This is a genomic window from Aequorivita xiaoshiensis, assembly GCF_022008395.1.
GTDB classification, from domain to species: Bacteria; Bacteroidota; Bacteroidia; order Flavobacteriales; family Flavobacteriaceae; genus Aequorivita; species Aequorivita xiaoshiensis.
Genome location: NZ_JAIRBB010000006.1, coordinates 133590 through 153479 on the forward strand (window position 1 = coordinate 133590; position 19890 = coordinate 153479).

Here is a 19890-nt window from a genome sequence, read left to right on the forward strand (position 1 = left end):
AATACCCACTTAGCAGTATTCTTATTTATATGTAGTACAACAAAGCAACATACAGATATAAAAGAAATAACAATTTCTAAAGAAAACTAAAGTTATTCAAACACAAAGAAACTAGATTAAAAATTTGAAACAAGCTACCACACTATTTCTACTCCTTAATATATATACCTGTTGGTTCTTAGGAATAAACGCCCAGGAGCTTACACTTTCTGTAAAAACTGAAAAACCTATATCACAAAACCTTATTGACTCGTTACAAATTCCAAAAACGTTCCAAAACTTTTCAGAAATTGAAAGAGAGACAGATACTATTTCACTGAAACTTCAGCGAATGGGGTTTATTGAAAGTGAATTTCTTCAAATAAACAAGAAAAACGACAGCAGCTATGTGGCTGCTTTTTATCTGGGACGAAAATACAATGAAATAAAAATTTATTATTCCAAGAAAAATTTTACCCGAACAGAATTACAAAGAATTTCAAACAATATTACAAACTCCTATTTTACGGTAAATTTTGAAGCAATAACAAGTTCTCTAAACAAACTAACCGCCATACGGAATCAAAAAGGAAATGCTTTTGCGCGCTTACGACTTACGGGATTCCAAATTGAAGATAACAATTTACTCTCAGCATCTCTTTTTGTAGACAACAAGGAAATAAGAACTGTGGACTCTATTATTGTAAAAGGTTATGAACAATTCCCTGTTTCATATTTAAAACACTATGCAGGGATTAAAAAGGGCAAAGTTTTTGACAAAGCAAAACTTCTTAAGCAAAACGACAATTTAAACAACCTTGGTTTTGTATCATCCACAAAATCACCCGAGGCACTTTTTAGAAAAGACTCGACAACTGTATATTTCTATCTAGAAAAGCAAAACAACAACTTATTTGATGGCATACTTGGTTTTGCTACAGATGAAAAAACACAGAAACTTAACTTCAATGGATTTTTAAACCTTGAATTAAACAACAATTTGAATTACGGCGAACAAATACTCATCAATTATAAAGCTGATGGAGAAGAACAAGTGAGCTTCAGAACAAAGCTCACCCTCCCGTATTTGTTCCAATCGCCTTTTGGCCTAAGCGGCGAGCTCAAAATTTTTAAAAGAGACAGCACTTTTATCACGTCGGAGCAACAAGTACGCACCACTTATCAAATTAACCCTAAGTCGGCTACATATATTGGATACAAAAGCTACGACTCCAGCAATCTATTAGACGAGGCAATTGCTGGCAATCCTGTTGAAGATTTTAAATCTAAATTCTTTACAGCTGGCGCTTCCTACATAACTACTCAAAACAAAAAGCTTTTCCCTATAAAAAGCAGATTCAGTTTTGAAGGAGGAATTGGAAATCGAAAAAAGAACAACATCAATGAAGATCAAATAGGTATTGAAGCAATTATCAGCAACATTTTTAATCTAAACTTTAAAAACTCAATATTCATACAAAACGCTACTAACATCTTAATTAGTGATAGCTATTTAACAAATGAACTTTTCCGTTTTGGAGGCATAAATAGCATACGGGGATTTAATGAAAACAGCATAGACGCATCATTCTTTTCAATTATTAACACCGAATATAGATATCAATTCAATGAAGAAGTATTTGTACATAGCATAATAGACTTAGGGTATTTTGAAAACCAAACTCTTACTTTAAAACAAAATCTATACAGCTTTGGATTTGGGCTTGGCATCAACACCAACACCGGTTTATTCAAATTAAATATCGCAAACGGCAACACCGAAAACCAAGAATTTAATTTTTCAAATACCAAGATTCACATCAGTGTTTCGTCAAAATTTTAATAAATCCTTATAACACAAGGATTCACTTTAAAAAGGAAACTTAAAAATTGGGAGTAAATACTTGTGTAATTAACTTTTTATTGTGATTTTTGCCGTTGGCTAATTCAAATAATTTATAAAAATGAGAACAAAGTTTAGTGGAATCTTAACGCTACTACTAGCGTTAGTTGTGCAGCTTACCTTCGCACAACAGAAAACTATTACAGGTACGGTGACGGACGACACAGGTCTGCCATTGCCTGGTGCAAACGTTATAATAAAGGGTACAAGCTCTGGAACACAATCAGACTTTGATGGGTTATATTCCATCTCAGTTAATGTGGGCCAAACGCTTACCTTTAGTTATGTAGGTTTTGACACCAAGGAAGTTAAAGTAGGAGCGCAGAACAGTATTAATGTTACTTTAAATCCAGGTGCAAGCCTAGAAGAAGTTGTTGTTACTGGATATTCTACTCGTAACCAAACTGTGCAAACTTCAGCTGTTGTATCTATTTCAGCAACTGAACTTTCTCAAATGGCACCTACTACTAGCGTAGATAATATGCTACAAGGTAAAGCCGCTGGGGTGCAGGTAACTGCAGCTAACGGTAAGCCAGGACAAGGAGCTTTCGTTCGTATTCGTGGAACAGGATCTCTTGTTGCTGGTGCATCTTCTCCATTATATATAGTGGATGGCGCGCCAATTAGAGAGCAAGATCTTGCAGGTATCCCACCAGAGGATATCGAAAATATTTCGATTCTTAAAGATGCTCCAACTACAGCTAGATATGGTTCTAGAGGGGCTAACGGAGTAGTTGTAATTACTACAAAGAGCGGTAACAGAAATAGAGAAGCAAAAGTTCGCTTTAGCTCTAGATATGGTACTACTTCTAGAATTACACCAAACTTCGACATGATGAACGCTACTGAAAAGATGGCATTCGAAGCTCAAATGTATGCTATGGGTGTTGGTAACTCAACACTACCTGGTGTTGCAACAAACCCTGGGTCTCCAGAAAGAAATTTCTTATTACAAAATGAGACAGATTGGGAAGACTTAATCCTTAAGGATGGTATTATCCAAAATAATAGTGTTTCTATTTCTGGTGGTGCTGAAAAAGTAGATTACTACTTCTCTGTAACAAACGACAGAAACTCTGGTATTATTGATCAAATTGATGGTTTCGAAAGATTAGGTTCACGTTTAAACGTAAACTTTGAAGCAAAAGAATGGTTAAACGTTGGTGTAAACGTAGGTTACTCTCGCTCTATGAGTGATGAGCCACGTGACCGTAACAACGCTCAGAACCCATTCCGTGCAATGTTAGACTACAACCCATACGAAACTGAATTCTTATTAGACGAAAATGGAGATGTTATTTTAGATGACAACGGTAACCCAACTTACAACCCAACGCGTGGTGGTTTCCCAGTAAGAGGAGCTTTATTAACTGAGCCTTCTGAGGATATTACTAACACATTACTTGGTAGTGTAGATGCAACAGTTACTTTTAACAAGAACTGGAGCTACACTTTTGCAGTTGCAGCTAACTGGAACGCAAAAAGAAGAGAGAGCTACTCAATGCCAGGAGGTATTCTTGACGTTATCTTAGAAGGTGCTGATAACCCTACAGGTAACAAGTTTGACGATCAACAACACCGTCTTGACCTTACTGTAAGTAATAGATTGAACTATCACTTCAATAAAAACAACCACGATTTTAACATCATGGGATTATACGAATACAACATGTACGAGTTTAACCGTCAGTTTGTAAGAAGTAAAGGTTTCCCTTCTCCATTATTGACTACTCAAGCTAACGCATCTACTTTGGATGACGGTTACACTAGTAGACAAAGACGAACACTGGTATCTTACGGAGCTTTTGCCGAGTATGATTACGATGAGCGTTATTTAGTGGGTGCTACAGTACGTAGAGACGGATCTTCAAACTTTGGTGACGATGTAAAGTACGGTACTTTCTATAGTGGAAGTCTTGGGTGGAACATAGCAAAAGAGAACTTCTTCTCTGTAGATGCTATTAACGACCTTAAAATAAGAGCAGCTTACGGAACAGTTGGTAACAGATTAGGAATTCCTAATTATGCTTCTCAAGGTACAGTAGTATTCGGTTCTTATCCTGGAGGTTCCTCAACACTACCTAATCAAGTACCGAATCCAGACCTACAATGGGAAACTACAGAAACGATTAACTTTGGTTTAGAGTTAAACATGTTCAACAAGCGTTTACGTTTTGTATCTGACTACTTTATCCGTAACACTACTGAACTACTTTTCATAATTCCTACTCCTGTTGAGGCCGGAATCATAAATGTGAATGGTGAAACGGGAATTGCAGGTAACTTAGGGGAGATCCAAAACAAAGGTCTTGAAGTTTCATTACAAGGAGACATTGTACGTAATGATGATTTCAAATGGACTTTAGGAGGTAACATTATCTTCTTAGACAACGAAATTGTTTCTTTACCTGAAGGGAAAGATATTACTCCAAATGCTTTTAATATTTTATTTAGAGAAGGTGCTAAAATTAACGAGCACTATTTAGTAAGATACGCAGGAGTTGATCCACAAACTGGACAAGCGCTTTACTACGGTGCAGACAATCAAAAATACACTGCTAACAACCTTCCAGAAAGTGATAACCGTGTGTTACAAGGAAAGTCAACATTAGCTGACAAAGAAGGTGGTTTCTTTACAGACTTAAACTACAAAGGTTTCGGACTTCGTGCTGATTTCATCTTCAAATACGGAAACTGGATTAACAACATTGTAAGAGCACAACGTGAAGATCCAACCGATATTGACTCTAACAGATCTACAAGTGCGTTTAACTATTGGAAACAACCAGGTGATACAGATGTACTACCTAGCCCACGTTATGCTAACACTGATGCAGCTGTTGACTCTGACCAATACTTAGAAAAAGGTGATTACATAAGAATGAGAAACATTACTCTATCTTATACATTCCCTAATAGATTCTTAGACAAAACTCCTATTAGCAGCTTAAGAATTTATGCTCAAGGACAAAACTTATTGACATTTTCTAAATTCTGGGGAGATCCTGAAGTAGGTATTTCATCTGGTGAAACCATCTCATACGCGCAGACTGTTGCTCCAGGAGAGGTTACATTATACAGTTACCCAAACACTAAGTCATACCAGTTAGGGATAGACGTAAGTTTCTAATTTTAAAAAACAATAGCAAAAAATGAAAAAATTAATTTATAAAATAGCAGTTTTTGTTTTAGTTGTGGGAAGTTTAACTTCTTGCGATGACAAACTTGACCAAGTTCCTTTTGACGAATTTGGAACTGAGAATGCCTATACAAGTGCAAGAGATTTTGAAAATGCCGTAAGAGGTATATACTCAACTCTTACCGCTGGATCTTTTTACGGAGGAAGTGATGCAGGGGGTATGCTAGACATGCCAGATGTACTTTCAGATAACGTTACTCTAGCGCAGATTGGACGTCAATCTAGAGCAAATAACCACAACTTTAGATATGAAGCGTCACAACCAGCAATGTCTGGAATGTATGAGAGAGCTTACATTCTTATTTTTAGAGCGAATACTCTGTTAGAAAAGGCTGCTGGCTTTGAAGGTGAAACTAAAGCAAATTTTATTGCAGAAGCTAAAGCGCTAAGAGCTCTAGCTTATTTTGACTTGGTAAGATTCTTCGGAAAAATACCAACACAATCAGGTGATGCTAATGGAAGTTTAGGTGTAGCTTATCTTACTGAGCCTGATCCAAAAGCAACCCCAGCACGTGAAACTGTAGGATTCATATACGATCAGATTGTAGCTGACTTAGAAGAAGCTGCTGCAAACATCAATGACACTAACGGGGAAGGCCGTATGGGTAAAGATGCAGTTAACACTCTTCTTTCTAGAGTTTATTTATACATGGGTAAATGGCAAGAGTCTGTTAACGCAGCAAACAGAGTTACTGCTTCAGTAGCACCTAGAGCAGATGTTCCTGGGATATGGACAGACGAAAACGAAAGTGGATTATTATTCCACATTCCAATCGAGCCACCAGTACTTTCTAATACTATTGGTGTAATGTGGAGCCAAGGAGGATTAAATTCTATTACTCCAGAATACGTAGTTTCTTACGAATTATTCCAATTATATAGTAATGACGATATTCGTAAAGAGGCTTATATTGCAGAGGGATCTAAAGATGGAAGTGACTTTAACGTAATCTACAAATACTTTGGAAGACCAGGTGGAACTCAAGGACAAGTAGACATCAAAATCTTAAGAGCTGAAGAAGCTATATTAAACAAAGCAGAAGCTTTATTTAACTTAGGACAAGAAGGACCAGCAAGAACTGCTTTAGATTTAATAAGAACTAATCGCTACACAACGCCTCCAAGTGGAGAAACAGGTACTGCTCTTAGAGATGCTATCCGTTTAGAGCGTAGATTAGAATTTGCATTCGAATCTCATAGATTCTTCGACATTAAACGTTGGGGTCTTGGTGTAGACCGTGAAAGTTTTGGTGATTTAGCTGATGGATCAGGAGCTCCTTCTGATGTATTGAACTTAGCTGCTGGAAGTAATAAATTCCAAATGCCAATATCTCAAACTGCCATGGACTTAAATCCAAATTTAATTCAGAATCCTGGTTACTAATTTTTAAATACCAATACAAATGAAAAATATTAAAACAATAATCGCATTTTTATTTACAGCGGTACTATTAGTATCTTGTGAAACTTATGAAGATTACGACTCTGAGGCAACTGTTGTAGGTTTTACTAAAAATTCTAGTAACATTAACAGAGTACCAGAAGGTGGAACTAAAGAAGGTACAGTAACATTGTACGTATCTGATGTTTCTAACGCAGACAGAACTTTTACATTAGTGGATCTTCCTGCTGATGAATTCCCAACGGCAACAGATAACTACGAATACCCAAGTTCAGTTACTATTCCAGCTGGAGTTAGAGAAATTGAAGTTACTGTTACTGCTATTGACAACTCAATTTCACCAGACGACAGAACTTTCTTTATTCTTGCAGTACAAGAAGGTGAAGGTTATATAACTGGAGGTCAAGTAAAAATTGGTCTTAAAAACTAAGAACAAATAGGTTAGTACAAACCTTGAATTATATTAAACACCCTTTGGAGTTTCCAAAGGGTGTTTTTTTTATACAGCTATAACTATATCAATATATTAATTATGCCACACAAGTGTTTTTGAATTTAAAATCACAAGCATCAGTTTGTCAGTTAATTTATCTAATTTTACCATAAGCTAAAAAAATAATACTAAGAACTCAATGAGCGATAAGAACAATACTATTTTCGGTATATATCCAGTTAAAGAAGCTTTATCATCTAATGTTAATTTTGATAAAGTATTTATTCAAAAAGGAATTGATAGCGATAAAATTGAAGGGCTAATAAAAGATCTTGAAAAGGCGAATGTTACAATAAATATAGTTCCTTTTGAAAAGTTGAATAGATTAACTCGTGGTAATCATCAAGGGATTGTGGCAGTAACATCTCCTGTTGGATTTCACAGTTTAGAAAGTGTTGTGGAGAAAACATTGGAAAGCAATAAAACTCCCCTATTTCTAATCTTAGATCAAATAACAGATGTTAGAAATTTTGGAGCAATTTTACGTACTGCAGAATGTACAGGTGTAGATGCCGTTATAATTCAAAAATCAGGAGGTGCACCAGTTTCTGGGGATACCGTAAAAACTTCTGCTGGAGCAATATTTAAAATACCTATTTGTAAAGTAGATCATATTAAAGATGCAATCTTTTACCTACAAGGCTCAGGAATTTCCACCATTGCCGCAACTGAAAAAACTGATTCTGAAGTTTATAGCTTGGATTTAAAAAAGCCCTTAGCTATTGTAATGGGTTCTGAAGGAAAAGGAGTTTCTAAATCTGTATTAACACTAGTAGACGAACGCGCTTCCCTCCCACTACTTGGAGAGATTAATTCCTTAAATGTTTCGGTAGCTTGTGGAGCATTTTTATATGAAGTGGTGCGCCAAAGACTATAAGTAATTCTAGCTCCCTTTTAAAACTTGTTAGCATCCCAAATATAATCTATTACCACACAAATTTACATTGTTGAATTGTAAAAAAATTGATGAACTATAAAATAGATTTAACCGAATATAGTTTTAATGTTCACTTGATCAGTTTTCGTCACTAATGCTATCCGAATTCTTTTTAAACGTATAAACAATTTTAACCCGTTTGGTAATTTGCTCAACGGGTTTTTCATTTTCTATAGTCTCTTCAATAACCTCTTTAGGCAATTCAATAAAATTTCCGTTTTCATCAAATTGTTTTAAAAATGGATCGTCATCGGGATTATAATCCTCTTTTTCCCATTCGTATTTTTTATTCTGAATGGGATTTGTTTTAAAAATAAAGGAAAAAACAAGACCTACTAAAAAACCTGATAGATGTCCTTCCCACGAGATTTCAGGATTTACCGGAAATACATACCACAACAATCCACCATATAGAAAGACCACGGCTAGGGCTAAAGCGGTTAGCTGAAATTGTTTAGAGAAGATTCCTTTGAAGAAAAGAAAAGCAGCCAACATATAAACAACCCCACTGGCTCCAATATGAAGCGATTCTCTACCTATTACCCAAGTAGCAATACCTGTCAATAAAAGTCCAAATATTAAAACCTTCCACCGGATATTTCTATAGAAATAAAACAAAGCTGAAGATAGAACAAACAATGGAATGGAATTGTTAAACAGGTGCTTTAAACTTCCGTGAATAAACGGACTAAATATGATGCCTCTTAGGCCCTCAATATTTCTTGGATATACACCAAATTTATTAAAGTTTACTCCAAAGCGAGATTCGAACCAAAATACAATCCATATCGACATTACAAACAGTAATGGATAACCAAAAACTTCGGGCGTAAATTTTAACTGATTAGCGTTTTCCATATTTAAGAAGTAAGTTACAAAAAACAATCCCAAAATAAATTTATGATATAATGTCAGTGAATCCGATAGTATAAAATTGTAATTTTGAAGTCTATGAACGCACCACTTGCAGAACGAATACGCCCCACAACTCTCGAAGGATATTTAAGCCAACAACACTTAGTTGGTCCAAAGGGATCATTAACTTCGCAATTAAGCACAGGAATGATTCCATCGATGCTTTTTTGGGGTCCTCCAGGAACTGGAAAAACTACCTTAGCCAATATTATTGCCAATTATACAGATAGGCCTTTCTATACATTAAGCGCTATAGACAGTGGTGTAGCTGCAGTTCGTGAAGTAATTGAAAAAGCAAAAAAAAGCGATAATTTATTTTCTACAAAAAATCCAATTCTTTTTATCGATGAGATTCATCGCTTTAGCAAGTCGCAGCAAGATTCACTGTTAGGCGCCGTAGAAAAAGGATGGATAACACTTATTGGTGCTACAACAGAAAATCCAAGTTTTGAGGTAATTCCTGCATTATTGTCTAGATGTCAGGTTTACATTTTAGAATCTTTTAGCCGTGATGACATGGAAGCGCTTCTAAAAAGAGCTTTAGAAGAAGATAAAATTCTTTCAAAGAAAGACATAAAACTACAAGAAACTGAAGCTTTAATAAGACTTTCTGGCGGAGATGCACGAAAACTTTTAAACATTTTAGAGCTTGTTGTTCTATCAGAAAACACCGATAAGATTACAATTACCAACGATTTAGTTATGCAAAAGGCACAAAAAAACACCGTGCTTTACGACAAAACTGGCGAGCAGCATTACGATATTATTTCGGCATTTATAAAATCAATTAGAGGAAGCGACCCTAATGCAGCAGTTTATTGGCTGGCGAGAATGATTGAAGGTGGAGAAGACATAAAATTTATAGCTAGAAGGATGGTAATTTTAGCATCCGAAGATATTGGTTTGGCAAACCCAAACGCATTACTCCTTGCAAACAGTACTTTTCAAGCGGTTAATTTAATTGGCTATCCTGAAGCTCGAATTATTTTAAGTCAATGTGCCATCTATCTAGCTACCTCAGCAAAGAGCAACGCATCATATAAAGCTATAGGTGAAGCGCAGAGTTTGGTTAGACAAACTGGCGACTTATCTGTCCCTTTATCCATTAGAAACGCTCCAACAAAGCTTATGAAGCAATTAGGCTATGGAAAGGAATATGAATATGCACACAATTATGAAGGCAATTTTGTGCCTCACGAGTTTTTACCTGAAGAAATAAAAGGCACTACGTTTTATAAACCTGGAAATAATGCAAAAGAAAACTCACTTAGAACGTATTTAAAACATCTTTGGAAGGACAAATACGACTTTTAATTTTGAAGTTTATAAACTTTTAAATAAGCTCCATCGTTAATTTTAAGATCACCAGAAGCATCAAAGGCCGCCTTTCCGGTTACACCTGAAGTATCAGTATATTCTAAATGATTGTTGTTTATAACTAAAGTACCTCTTAAAAGCAGTCCATCGCTAGATTTATTAGATTCTTCATAAAGTGAAAAACCTTTATCAGTTTTACGTAGCAAGAAGGTTTTCCCTAAATAAGAATAATTTGAAAACTTAGCTTCTGGGATGTAAATCTCTTTTGTAGTATTTGTATTCTCCTTTACTGTAGATGATACTACCTCCTCTGATTGTGTTTTATTAATAGTAACAACTTCTCTATTAACTGCAGATTTTTCACTCAAAAGAACTACATCTTTTTGCTTAACGCGAAGCGAATTAAAACTATTAAACGCTTTTCTTAATGCATCTTGATATGCTTTGTCGTATTGTTTAAACTTAGTTCTCCCTTCATGAGTTCTAAAAACCTCTTCCCCATTACAATCTCTCAACACTACTTGAAGTTTAATGCCAATTATACTTTTTAATTTTTCAACATCAGCAAAAAGACCATCGCAACGATTTGCATTTGGAGCAAGATTTGCCATATATGCATTAAATCCATTTTTTTCTAAATAGAATTCTGTCATAGAATTCAATTTATACAAATCCTTTCCGTTCAAAAAATCGAATTGCTCTGGCACTATTACATAACTGTAATCGCTCAGTGTTTTGTTCTGAGAATTCACTGAAACACTTAAAAATAATGCTGCTAAAAAAAATAATATTCTTGTCATTAATCGTCAATAATAATGTTGAAACCTAGCTGTAAAGATACACTTTTTGCCTTTGCCAAATTACCGTATTTAAGAAGGTTGTCGGCAGCCACATAAAAATTTACCGACCCAACATCAGCAGAAACTCCTAAACCTACGTTTGAAAAAGAATAAGAATCTACGGTATAAGTAGCTTTTGCTGAAATAAACTCGTTTAGTCTTCTTTTGTAATAGAGCGTTCCTGCCAACTGTTGCCCTTTTGGTCGAAAAATAGAATAAAATTGAACTCCTACATTCTGTTTGTGCAAAACACCTGTATCCATATTCATGCAATCACAATTGTCTGAAGCAAAAAATCTTCCAAAACCAAAACTCAGGCCTGCATTAATTTTTACAGGTCTAAACTGAGTGTATTTATTGTGAATTGTATCGATTGGAATTTCACGTTCAAATTCATCCTCAATATCGTCATAATAAGGATAAGTAGATTCACCGTCACTTAATGCTGGAAAGATTAAATTAATTCCGTCGAGGGTATAATTTCCGTGAGCACGATAATTCTCTACATCTTTTCTATGAAAAATCGCCCCTACATCCAAGGCGCTAGCCGTAAGTACAAAAGCATCATTAATCTCATATGTAAAGCCCAAATCTACTCCTACCCCAATATTTCCACCAAATAAGGTTCTACCTAAAACTTCTTTAATTACTTCATTAGGACCATCAAGCTCCCGTAAGGAAGCATAACCAGAAGTTTCAACGCTTACATCGGCGTTTTCTACGGTATGCTCATAAATATTTTCCGAATTTTCATCACCAAGTCGGGTAACAAAGGTTCCAGTATTATTTACACTCCGATAACTAAACATACTCGAATAGAGCTTTAATCTAGCACCAACAGTAAGCTTTTCATTAATCTTTTTATTCATTCCAAAATGATAAACCGTCATAAAATCGCCAGTAGTACTAACTTCACCTAAATCAAATTTATAGTCTAAATAATCACTGTTGCCTTCCCAAGCCAATATTGCTAAATCTTTAGGAAAGTAACTTATAAAATCGAATTCTTGATAGATTCCTCCAGAAAAAAATATTTCATTCTTTGCCCTCCATCCAAAGTTTATCAACTCTAATTGTTGAGTAGCAGTAAAGAAATCGGTATTCTTCATTTCGAATATCTTTTTTGTGATTCTATCATTAATATTATCATTGCCATTATTGAAAATATCATAAACCGAAACTCCTGAAGAACCACCGTTAATGTGAATTTGGGACAACAACGGAATACCATAATGTTTTTTGTGAATTACCTTACTTCCAGGGTTTAACATTAGAGATTGTGGGGTATCATCAAAACCATAGAGTATTTGCTTATTTTGAGAAATAGCCAATACTCCTACTAGGAATAACATTACAGTCAAAAAATTTCGCATAGTATTAATATTCCAAAAAATATGTGGTTTTGGATTTCATATTAAGCGTTCCTTGTAGGTTTTCGTTAGAAGATGGAATAGTTACTGAAACAACAACCTTATTAGCTAATGTAAGTTGCGATATAGCCTCCCCCTCAACAATATGTGTGAATTCAGTAATTACAGGCGTTGAAACTTCTCCTTGCTCTACGGCAGTCCCTGTTTCATAGGTAATATTGTTTTCTTCACTTAAAAACTCAAAGTCAACTTGAAAACTTCGCGGAATAGAATTTGTAAATTTGAAATAAAAATCAGCGCGTTTTAAACTCTCTTGTAAAGTGCTATCGTCCAAAAATTTAATTTCGGTTGTATCCCGCAATGTTAGAATGGGTGTACCATTAATTGTATCATAAAAGTCGCTTGCCTGCAGATTGAAATAGATTAAATCCAATTCCATTATTGGAGATAATGAAATATCTTCAGCTTGATCGAAATCGGTATCTCTAACGCACGCTGTAAAAAAAAGGCATAAAAAAAGACTGGAAATCGATATTACTAGCGTTCTTATCATAAGTTTCTTTAGGTTACTTATGCATAACGCCTTAAAAATTAAATTATTACTAGAGATAGTCCTTAATTTCAGATAGTTCCTTAACGGCAATAAAAGGTTTTTTCACTGCTTCATTTCGATAGTTATAAAACAATGTGTGCATCCCAGCATTTTGAGCTCCTAGGATATCGGCTTCAAAACTATCTCCAATCATTATACTTTTGTCGGGAGTAACAGAAGCTTTTTCCATGGCGGTATAAAAAACAGTTGGATGAGGCTTTTTTAATCCAACCTCCTCCGATGTAGTTATAGTTAGGAAGTATTTTTTTAAACCGCTATTATCTATTTTTTTACGTTGAACCTCTTCAAAACCATTGGTTATAATATGAAGTCTATATTTTCCTGATAGATAATCTAAGGTTTCAAAGGTATTGCTAAACAAATAATTATCTCCAGGCAACTCATCTATATAACTATTCGCGAGTAAATCAATTAAATCTATGGTATACTTGAATGCTAATACATCAAATGTTTTTGACAATCTACCTCTTCTGAGTTCTTGTTTTGTCACCCGTTCTTCACGAAACATTCTCCAATACTCAAGATTAATTGGTTCGTAAACTTTTAAAAAATCGGGAAGTGGAATATCTATTTCATGCTTCCTAAAAACACGTTGGAATGCCAATCCAGAGTTTTTATCGAAGTCCCAAAGTGTGTGGTCGAGGTCAAAAAATACATCCGTTATTTTCTTATTGTGCATATTCCTGTAGTTTTTCTGAAAATATTTTTCTCCATACCTTTTGATTATCTAAGGCAGAAAAGTCTTTGTTAGAGAAAATCATTGTAAAAGTTCCATTAACGTTATCAACCGCTTTGAGCATTGTAGATACTGTTTTATCAATATCTGAAGCGTATTTCTTGTTAAATGCCAATGTAGTCATTGCTGATGGATGAATAATTAATGGAGTCTTAATTTCATAATCCAAATCATAAAAAAGAAAAGGGGTACAAGTCCCTGCTCTAAACCCAACAGTGTCACGAAAAACCATAGTGAAATCTCGTTTTACTTCAAGTTCTACTAAGTATCTATATAAATCAGGAAGATTTACAAGATACTCCGAATTCATTGAACTAGTAAGTGAGCGATTTGTAATTTCTTGCATCCTTCTTTTTTCATCTTTCAACATTTCATAATTACCCAACGCATTGAAGGAGAACATTAATCCTACCTCCTTATAGTCTGAAACATATTTTATAAGCATCTTAAACTTTTGCCGATGCGTGTTCATACTTTCGTTAAAAGACAAAGCGTCTCCTAGCATAAAAAAAACTGTAAGTTTAAAATTACTTCTCGTAGATTTATTAACCATCCACTTAAAAGTATCTAAAGGATCTCGTTTAAACCCTAAAATAACTTGGGTTCGTAAAATGATATCTCTAAATTTTGCCCGAAAAAAACTACCTAAATACCCCACAACTGTTCGGAATAAACCTTTTTGTTTATAGGCAAATGTTTGTGACGCTTCAATTACTGGGTGAATAACAATTTTCTTTTCGGGGAACTCCATTTTTGGAAAAGCCTCCAAAAGTTGTTCTTTAAATTTATATGCCCAGATATCGACAATTGGTTGTTGCAAAAAACCTTCTTTATACGCCAAACTTTCCGAGGCCATGAAACGTCCTAATTCATCTTTTACATGGGGGAGGTATTCTTCATAGCGAGTAATCATATAAAAACTAGCCGAAAAAATATCAAAGGGTAAAGAACTAATGTTCGAGACTGCAAAAAACCCAAAAGTATCATCCCACTTCTTAACCGTAATATCGGTAGCTTCAATCCCTTGTTGTTCTAATAGTCCGTGACTTTGGAAAAAAAGCTCATTCCCCATTGGTTTTTTCCCATATGAAATTTTAGGACCTTGATGTGCAATAAATTCTTCAATACCTGAAGTAAACGCAATATCGATACCTAATATCCGCAAACATATATGCTTGAATATATAGGAAATTCTAGGAGTAACTTTTTGAGTGTAGATTAACAACATAGCGCGTTAAAGCATATTTTCATCGGCAAAGCTAAAATACGCTTTTTCAGTAATTATAAGGTGATCTAGGACCTTAATGTCTAAGCTTTCTCCAGCAACTTTTAGTTTTTTTGTTAATTGTATATCTGCTTGACTTGGTTTTAAAGTGCCCGAAGGATGATTATGAGCCATAATTATTCCTACAGCTCCTATTTGCAGTGCTTCCTTAAAAGCTAAACGAATATCAACCACAGTACCTGTAATTCCACCCTTACTCAATTGAACGCTTTTTATTATTTTGTTTGAATTATTTAAGTAAAGAATCCAAAACTCCTCGTGCGGAAGATCCCCAATTATTGGTTGAACATACTCAAAAACTGATTTACTTGAAGTAATCTTTTTTCTTTCCAATGCTTCACCAGTTCTTCTACGTCTACCCAATTCCATTGCAGCAGAAATTGAAACCGCTTTAGCCTCACCTATACCTTTAAACTCCGTTAAATCGGATATCGAAAGTCTTCCTAGTTCACTTAAATTATTATTTACCGAAGCAAGTATCCGCTGACTTAAAGACACAGCACTTTCGTTTCGGCTACCCGATCCAATTAATATTGCAATAAGCTCTGCATCGCTTAGTGCAATTCTACCTTTCAACAACAACTTCTCACGGGGGCGATCGTCTTCGTTCCAGTTTTTTATAGAAAATGAATGATTTTCCTCCATAATACTGTATTTAACACCTTAAAGATAGCGATGAAAAATGAGAAAGCGAAATCAAAAAACAATCATAACAAATTGACAATCAACACGCAAAGAGCTTAGTCTTAAAAACTAAGTGCTGAAATAAATTTTGATAAGAATTTTCTTAATGACGATTTTAAATATATTTCTCACATTATGATAATTTCGGTCTCACCCAGTAGTTTTTCAGTGGTATTCGCGCTATAATCTACTAAGCTTTAATTATTTAAAACAAGAACGATATATCACTTCTTAACATACATCAATGCACAGTAGAATTATGAACCGTAATTTTGTCTCAAATAATTACGTTTAACATAAAAAAATATATAATGATGAAAACAAACTGGAAATTAGACCCGACTCACTCTGAAATCGAATTCAAAGTAAAACACATGATGATTTCAACTGTAACTGGAAGTTTTAGCGAATTTGATGCTACTGCAGAAACAGAAGATGATTCTTTTAAAAATGCAGAATTCGCTTTTAATGCAAAAGTTGATTCAATTAGCACTAAAAATGAAGATAGAGATACACATTTAAAGTCGGATGATTTTTTTAATGAGGAGCAATTCCCACAACTTACATTTAAATCTAAGTCATTTGACGGTGAAAAAATGATTGGCGACCTAACCATTAGAGATGTAACAAAAGAAATCACTCTTGACGTAGACTTCAATGGTATAGCTGAAGACCCGTACGGACAAACTAAAGCTGGATTAGAAGCTACAGGAACAATAAACCGTAAGGACTTCAACTTAAACTGGAGTGCAGTTACTGAAGCCGGTAATATTGTAGTGAGTGATAAAGTAAAATTGATCGCTAACCTTCAGTTTATCAAACAATAATAAAAACACTTTAGTTTTTATCCTAAAGGTCGGTAGATTAATGCTTCAAAATCGATTATTCGATCTGAAACTTTGTACCGACCTTTATTTATTTAATTTAAAACCTGGAAATAATGAAAACAAAAACAGTAGAACTTATAGCTAGCCCAAGAGAGCCGCATTTTGTTGGCGATGGTTTTCGCGTACATAATTTTATTCCTAGCGGTTTTCGTTTAGACATGCATCGGATGAATCCATTTATAATGTTGGATTATAATTCACCTTATAATTTCCCTCCATCCGACAAACCAAAAGGTGTTGGTGTGCATCCACATAAAGGCTTTGAAACTGTAACTATAGCTTATAAAGGTAAAGTTGCGCATCACGATAGCAGTGGCGGCGGCGGTGTAATTGGGGAAGGAGATGTACAGTGGATGACCGCAGCCAATGGAGTATTACACAAGGAATATCACGAAGAAGAATGGAGTAAAAAAGGCGGTGAATTTCAGATGGTACAACTATGGGTGAATTTACCTGCAAAGGACAAAAAATCTAACCCAAAATACCAAGCGATAAAAAATCAAGATATTGCCCGTTATAATTTACCAAATAACGTAGGAGTAATTGAAGTAATTGCAGGTGAATACAAAGACACAAAAGGTTCTGCTTCTACTTTTACTCCAGTTCATTTATTCAATGCAAAACTGAAAAAAGGAGGAAAAGCAGATTTTAGTTTTCCATCACATTACAACACTGCTTTGCTAGTATTAAAAGGTAATATAGTAGTAAATGGAGAAGAAAAAACACCAACAAATCATTTTGCATTAATGGGAAATGACGGAGAAAACTTCGAAATTGAAGCTACAGATGATGCATTAGTATTAGTTTTAAGTGGAAAACCAATAAACGAACCTATTGCAGCGCAAGGTCCGTTTGTAATGAATACTAGAGAAGAATTGATTCAAGCTTTCAACGATTTTAACCTTGGTAAGTTTGGATATTTAGAAGACTAATTTAATCTTCATTTTCTAAAAGTAAATATTTTAAAAACCTCCAGACCAAAAAAAAATGAAAGCAGCTATAATAGAAAAATTAGGAGAAACCCCTAATTATAAGGATTTTCCAAATCCCAAAATAGAAAATGACGAGCAGTTATTATTGGAAGTAAAAGCGGCAGCTGTAAAAAACCTGGACAAAATTCGAGCTAGCGGAGAACACTACGCTAGTCATAAAGAGATGCCTGCTATAGTTGGAATGGATGGCGTTGGTTTTTTACAAGATGGCACTCGAGTTTATGCACAAGGTATAACTGGGATGATTGCTGAAAAAGCCTTAATCAATAAAAATAGCTATACATTAATTCCCGAAAACCTCGACTTTAATACAGCAGCGGCATTACCAAATGCTGTGTTGGGAGGTGCTGTGGCGCTAAAAGTTAGAGGAGAAATAAAGCCTGGATATACTGTGCTTATAAATGGCGCTACAGGGGTAACGGGACAATTAGCAGTTCAACTTGCTAAGTACTACGGAGCCAAAACCATCATTTCTACAGGACGAAATCCTGAGAATTTAGAAAAAACAAAGCGCTTAGGAGCACATAAAATTGTTACCTTACAGCAAGATGATTCAGCCTTTATTGCCGAAATTCAAAATATCCATAAAGAAACTCCTATCGATTTGGTTATTGATTATCTATGGGGAAAACCAATAGAATTAACAATTACTGCTTTAAAAGGTGGTGGACTTAACAATTTCACACACAAAACGCGAATTGTAACTGTAGGTTCGATGGCGGGAGAAAATATAAATTTAGCTTCAGGTATTTTAAGAAGTTCAGCTATTGAAATTTTAGGGTCAGGATTTGGAAGCCTTTCAAAAACAGATTTAGAAGGTTTTCATAAAGAAGTTCTTCCAGAAATGTTCCAGTTAGCTGCAGATGGCAAGCTAAAAATTGAATTGGTTCAAGGTGATATTAAAGACATAGAGCGTTTATGGGAACAGAAAATAGATTCAGGAAAACGCCTAGTAATTTCAATTAACTAATAGTTCTAAAGTATTAATTATTTGTTATAATTCGCTAATAATCTTGTAAGTGATAAAAACAGAAGCAATAAAATAGCACCTTGATAAATATGAGAGCTTAAGAGACGTCTTGGCTTAAACTTAAATTATAAATTCATTTAAACAAATAAATAAATTATGTCTAATACAGAATTAATTATAGAAGAACGCGCCGCCGATATTGGAAACTTTATGGTAGGACGATTATTACCTTTCAGAAAAAAACGCTCTGTAGGGCCATTTACATTTATAGACCATATGGGACCAGCAACTATGACTAAGGACCAAAACCTTGATGTTGGACCACACCCACACATTGGTTTATCTACATTAACATACCTGTTTGAAGGATCTATTCAACATAAAGACAGTCTAGGTTCAGATATCGAAATTAAGCCTGGAGCTGTTAATTGGATGACTGCAGGTAAAGGTGTGGTTCATTCTGAAAGAACACCTGATTATTTAAGAAATACCGAAAAAACGTTACACGGACTTCAAATTTGGGTAGCCTTACCTAAGCATTTAGAACAATCAGAGCCTACTTTTTTTCATATAAAAGAAAAAGATATTCCTCAATGGAAAGAACAAGGCGCAGAATTTAAATTAATTGCTGGTAAAGCTTTTGACAAAACCTCACCAGTTCCTGTACACAGTGAGTTGTATTTTATTGAAATAAAAAGCACGGATAAGCAGCAGATAACTATTGGAGAGGATCTTTATGGCGAGAGTGCTATATATATCTTGGAAGGCAGTATCAATGCCGACGGCTATAATTACGAGCCTAAACAAATTCTAGTTTCCAAGGATAGTACATTGTGTTCCTTTGAAATGGAACCGAATACTACAGTTTATATTTTTGGTGGAATTCCTTTTGAGGAAGAACGATATATCCACTGGAACTTTGTGAACTCAGACAAAGATGTTATTGAAAAAGCTAAGAAAGATTGGAAAGAGCAAAATCTAGAAGCCTTTCCAAAAGTGGTGGGAGATGAAGACGATTATGTTCCACTTCCAGAACCACGCAGGTTATGAAAAATAAGAATTTAAAGGGATTAGTAAAAAAGCGAAAAAGCTACACAAAAATTCAATTTTACTTGAATTGATGTATAGCTTTTTATTTTATTAGTGACCGCGGAGGGATTCAAACCCCCAACCCTCAGAGCCGAAATCTGATGCGCTATTCAGTTGCGCCACGCGGCCATTAACAATATTTAAACACGAAATAATTTTTTCTTATAAATTCATATCAATCACAGCCGAAATCTGATGCGCCCCGCCCGAACGTGCCTAACGACAGTTCGGCTCGGGCGGGTATTCAGTTGCGCCACGCGGCCATTAACAATATTTAAAC

Annotated in this window: 17 protein-coding genes and 1 tRNA gene; 10 read left to right on the forward strand and 8 right to left on the reverse strand. The window is 35.0% G+C overall.

Translation table 11 applies throughout. The features are described 5' to 3' along the window. The first annotated feature begins 124 nt into the window (after positions 1-124). From K8344_RS08910 to rlmB, 5 genes are all read left to right on the forward strand, one after another. Entirely contained in the window at positions 125-1822 is a 1698-nt protein-coding gene (locus K8344_RS08910; RefSeq protein ID WP_237608361.1) for a POTRA domain-containing protein, read from the forward strand. Positions 1823-1943: 121 nt separating this feature from the next. Continuing rightward, positions 1944-5012 (forward strand): SusC/RagA family TonB-linked outer membrane protein, encoded by a 3069-nt coding sequence (locus K8344_RS08915; RefSeq protein ID WP_237608362.1) that lies wholly within the window; start codon positions 1944-1946, stop codon positions 5010-5012. Between the two features lie 22 nt (positions 5013-5034). Next, positions 5035-6465, forward strand: a complete 1431-nt coding sequence (locus K8344_RS08920; protein WP_237608363.1) for a RagB/SusD family nutrient uptake outer membrane protein — start codon at positions 5035-5037, stop codon at positions 6463-6465. Positions 6466-6484: 19 nt separating this feature from the next. Beyond that, positions 6485-6913 carry a hypothetical protein gene (locus K8344_RS08925; protein WP_185098334.1) on the forward strand — a complete coding sequence of 143 codons (429 nt, stop codon included), beginning with the start codon at positions 6485-6487 and terminating at the stop codon, positions 6911-6913. A 202-nt stretch (positions 6914-7115) separates the two neighbouring features. After that, on the forward strand, positions 7116-7853 hold the full coding sequence (gene rlmB, locus K8344_RS08930) for a 23S rRNA (guanosine(2251)-2'-O)-methyltransferase RlmB (RefSeq protein WP_139855416.1): 738 nt from the start codon (positions 7116-7118) through the stop codon (positions 7851-7853). Positions 7854-7991: 138 nt separating this feature from the next. Here the strand turns inward: rlmB and K8344_RS08935 are convergent, their stop codons facing one another. Next, positions 7992-8771: a rhomboid family intramembrane serine protease gene (locus tag K8344_RS08935; RefSeq protein WP_237608364.1), complete on the reverse strand. Its 780-nt coding sequence runs from the start codon at positions 8769-8771 to the stop codon at positions 7992-7994. 93 nt (positions 8772-8864) lie between these two features. On the opposite strand from K8344_RS08935, the gene K8344_RS08940 reads away from it, so the two are divergent. Continuing rightward, positions 8865-10142 (forward strand): replication-associated recombination protein A, encoded by a 1278-nt coding sequence (locus K8344_RS08940; RefSeq protein ID WP_237608365.1) that lies wholly within the window; start codon positions 8865-8867, stop codon positions 10140-10142. On the opposite strand, the gene K8344_RS08945 is transcribed toward K8344_RS08940, so the two are convergent. From K8344_RS08945 to radC, 6 genes are read right to left on the reverse strand one after another with little or no spacing between them, the layout of a single operon-like run. Beyond that, complete coding sequence (locus K8344_RS08945; RefSeq protein WP_237608366.1) at positions 10139-10945, reverse strand: hypothetical protein; 807 nt, start codon at positions 10943-10945, stop codon at positions 10139-10141. The genes K8344_RS08940 and K8344_RS08945 overlap by 4 nt on opposite strands. Continuing rightward, on the reverse strand, positions 10945-12357 hold the full coding sequence (locus tag K8344_RS08950) for a DUF5723 family protein (RefSeq protein ID WP_237608367.1): 1413 nt from the start codon (positions 12355-12357) through the stop codon (positions 10945-10947). Before K8344_RS08950 ends, K8344_RS08945 begins: the two co-directional genes overlap by 1 nt. Positions 12358-12361: 4 nt before the next feature. Then, positions 12362-12907 (reverse strand): hypothetical protein, encoded by a 546-nt coding sequence (locus K8344_RS08955; RefSeq protein ID WP_139855421.1) that lies wholly within the window; start codon positions 12905-12907, stop codon positions 12362-12364. Positions 12908-12956: 49 nt separating this feature from the next. Continuing rightward, positions 12957-13646, reverse strand: a complete 690-nt coding sequence (locus tag K8344_RS08960) for a YjjG family noncanonical pyrimidine nucleotidase (protein WP_237608368.1) — start codon at positions 13644-13646, stop codon at positions 12957-12959. Continuing rightward, positions 13636-14931, reverse strand: a complete 1296-nt coding sequence (locus K8344_RS08965; protein WP_237608369.1) for a DUF7033 domain-containing protein — start codon at positions 14929-14931, stop codon at positions 13636-13638. The genes K8344_RS08960 and K8344_RS08965 overlap by 11 nt, the downstream gene beginning before the upstream one ends. 6 nt (positions 14932-14937) lie before the next feature. Beyond that, positions 14938-15633, reverse strand: coding sequence for a RadC family protein (gene radC, locus K8344_RS08970; RefSeq protein ID WP_237608370.1), 696 nt, complete (start codon positions 15631-15633; stop codon positions 14938-14940). Between the two features lie 353 nt (positions 15634-15986). On the opposite strand from radC, the gene K8344_RS08975 reads away from it, so the two are divergent. The 4 genes from K8344_RS08975 (at position 15987) to K8344_RS08990 (ending at position 19571) form a co-directional block, all read left to right on the forward strand. After that, a complete protein-coding gene (locus K8344_RS08975) occupies positions 15987-16499 on the forward strand; it encodes a YceI family protein (protein WP_237608375.1) in 513 nt (170 codons plus the stop codon). Between the two features lie 113 nt (positions 16500-16612). Then, on the forward strand, positions 16613-17491 hold the full coding sequence (locus K8344_RS08980) for a pirin family protein (RefSeq protein WP_237608371.1): 879 nt from the start codon (positions 16613-16615) through the stop codon (positions 17489-17491). Between the two features lie 55 nt (positions 17492-17546). Continuing rightward, positions 17547-18521 (forward strand): quinone oxidoreductase family protein, encoded by a 975-nt coding sequence (locus K8344_RS08985; protein WP_237608372.1) that lies wholly within the window; start codon positions 17547-17549, stop codon positions 18519-18521. 156 nt (positions 18522-18677) lie between these two features. Then, positions 18678-19571, forward strand: coding sequence for a pirin family protein (locus K8344_RS08990; RefSeq protein WP_237608373.1), 894 nt, complete (start codon positions 18678-18680; stop codon positions 19569-19571). Between the two features lie 94 nt (positions 19572-19665). On the opposite strand, the gene K8344_RS08995 is transcribed toward K8344_RS08990, so the two are convergent. Further along, positions 19666-19739, reverse strand: a tRNA-Arg gene (locus tag K8344_RS08995). Positions 19740-19890: the final 151 nt, after the last annotated feature.

Coding starts and splice junctions, on each gene's coding strand:
- K8344_RS08915 (WP_237608362.1), top strand. CDS start 1,944: ATGAGAACAAAGTTTAGTGGAATCTTAACGCTACTACTAGCGTTAGTT.
- K8344_RS08920 (WP_237608363.1), top strand. CDS start 5,035: ATGAAAAAATTAATTTATAAAATAGCAGTTTTTGTTTTAGTTGTGGGA.
- K8344_RS08925 (WP_185098334.1), top strand. CDS start 6,485: ATGAAAAATATTAAAACAATAATCGCATTTTTATTTACAGCGGTACTA.
- rlmB (WP_139855416.1), top strand. CDS start 7,116: ATGAGCGATAAGAACAATACTATTTTCGGTATATATCCAGTTAAAGAA.
- K8344_RS08935 (WP_237608364.1), bottom strand. CDS start 8,771: ATGGAAAACGCTAATCAGTTAAAATTTACGCCCGAAGTTTTTGGTTAT.
- K8344_RS08940 (WP_237608365.1), top strand. CDS start 8,865: ATGAACGCACCACTTGCAGAACGAATACGCCCCACAACTCTCGAAGGA.
- K8344_RS08945 (WP_237608366.1), bottom strand. CDS start 10,945: ATGACAAGAATATTATTTTTTTTAGCAGCATTATTTTTAAGTGTTTCA.
- K8344_RS08950 (WP_237608367.1), bottom strand. CDS start 12,357: ATGCGAAATTTTTTGACTGTAATGTTATTCCTAGTAGGAGTATTGGCT.
- K8344_RS08955 (WP_139855421.1), bottom strand. CDS start 12,907: ATGATAAGAACGCTAGTAATATCGATTTCCAGTCTTTTTTTATGCCTT.
- K8344_RS08960 (WP_237608368.1), bottom strand. CDS start 13,646: ATGCACAATAAGAAAATAACGGATGTATTTTTTGACCTCGACCACACA.
- K8344_RS08965 (WP_237608369.1), bottom strand. CDS start 14,931: ATGTTGTTAATCTACACTCAAAAAGTTACTCCTAGAATTTCCTATATA.
- radC (WP_237608370.1), bottom strand. CDS start 15,633: ATGGAGGAAAATCATTCATTTTCTATAAAAAACTGGAACGAAGACGAT.
- K8344_RS08975 (WP_237608375.1), top strand. CDS start 15,987: ATGAAAACAAACTGGAAATTAGACCCGACTCACTCTGAAATCGAATTC.
- K8344_RS08980 (WP_237608371.1), top strand. CDS start 16,613: ATGAAAACAAAAACAGTAGAACTTATAGCTAGCCCAAGAGAGCCGCAT.
- K8344_RS08985 (WP_237608372.1), top strand. CDS start 17,547: ATGAAAGCAGCTATAATAGAAAAATTAGGAGAAACCCCTAATTATAAG.
- K8344_RS08990 (WP_237608373.1), top strand. CDS start 18,678: ATGTCTAATACAGAATTAATTATAGAAGAACGCGCCGCCGATATTGGA.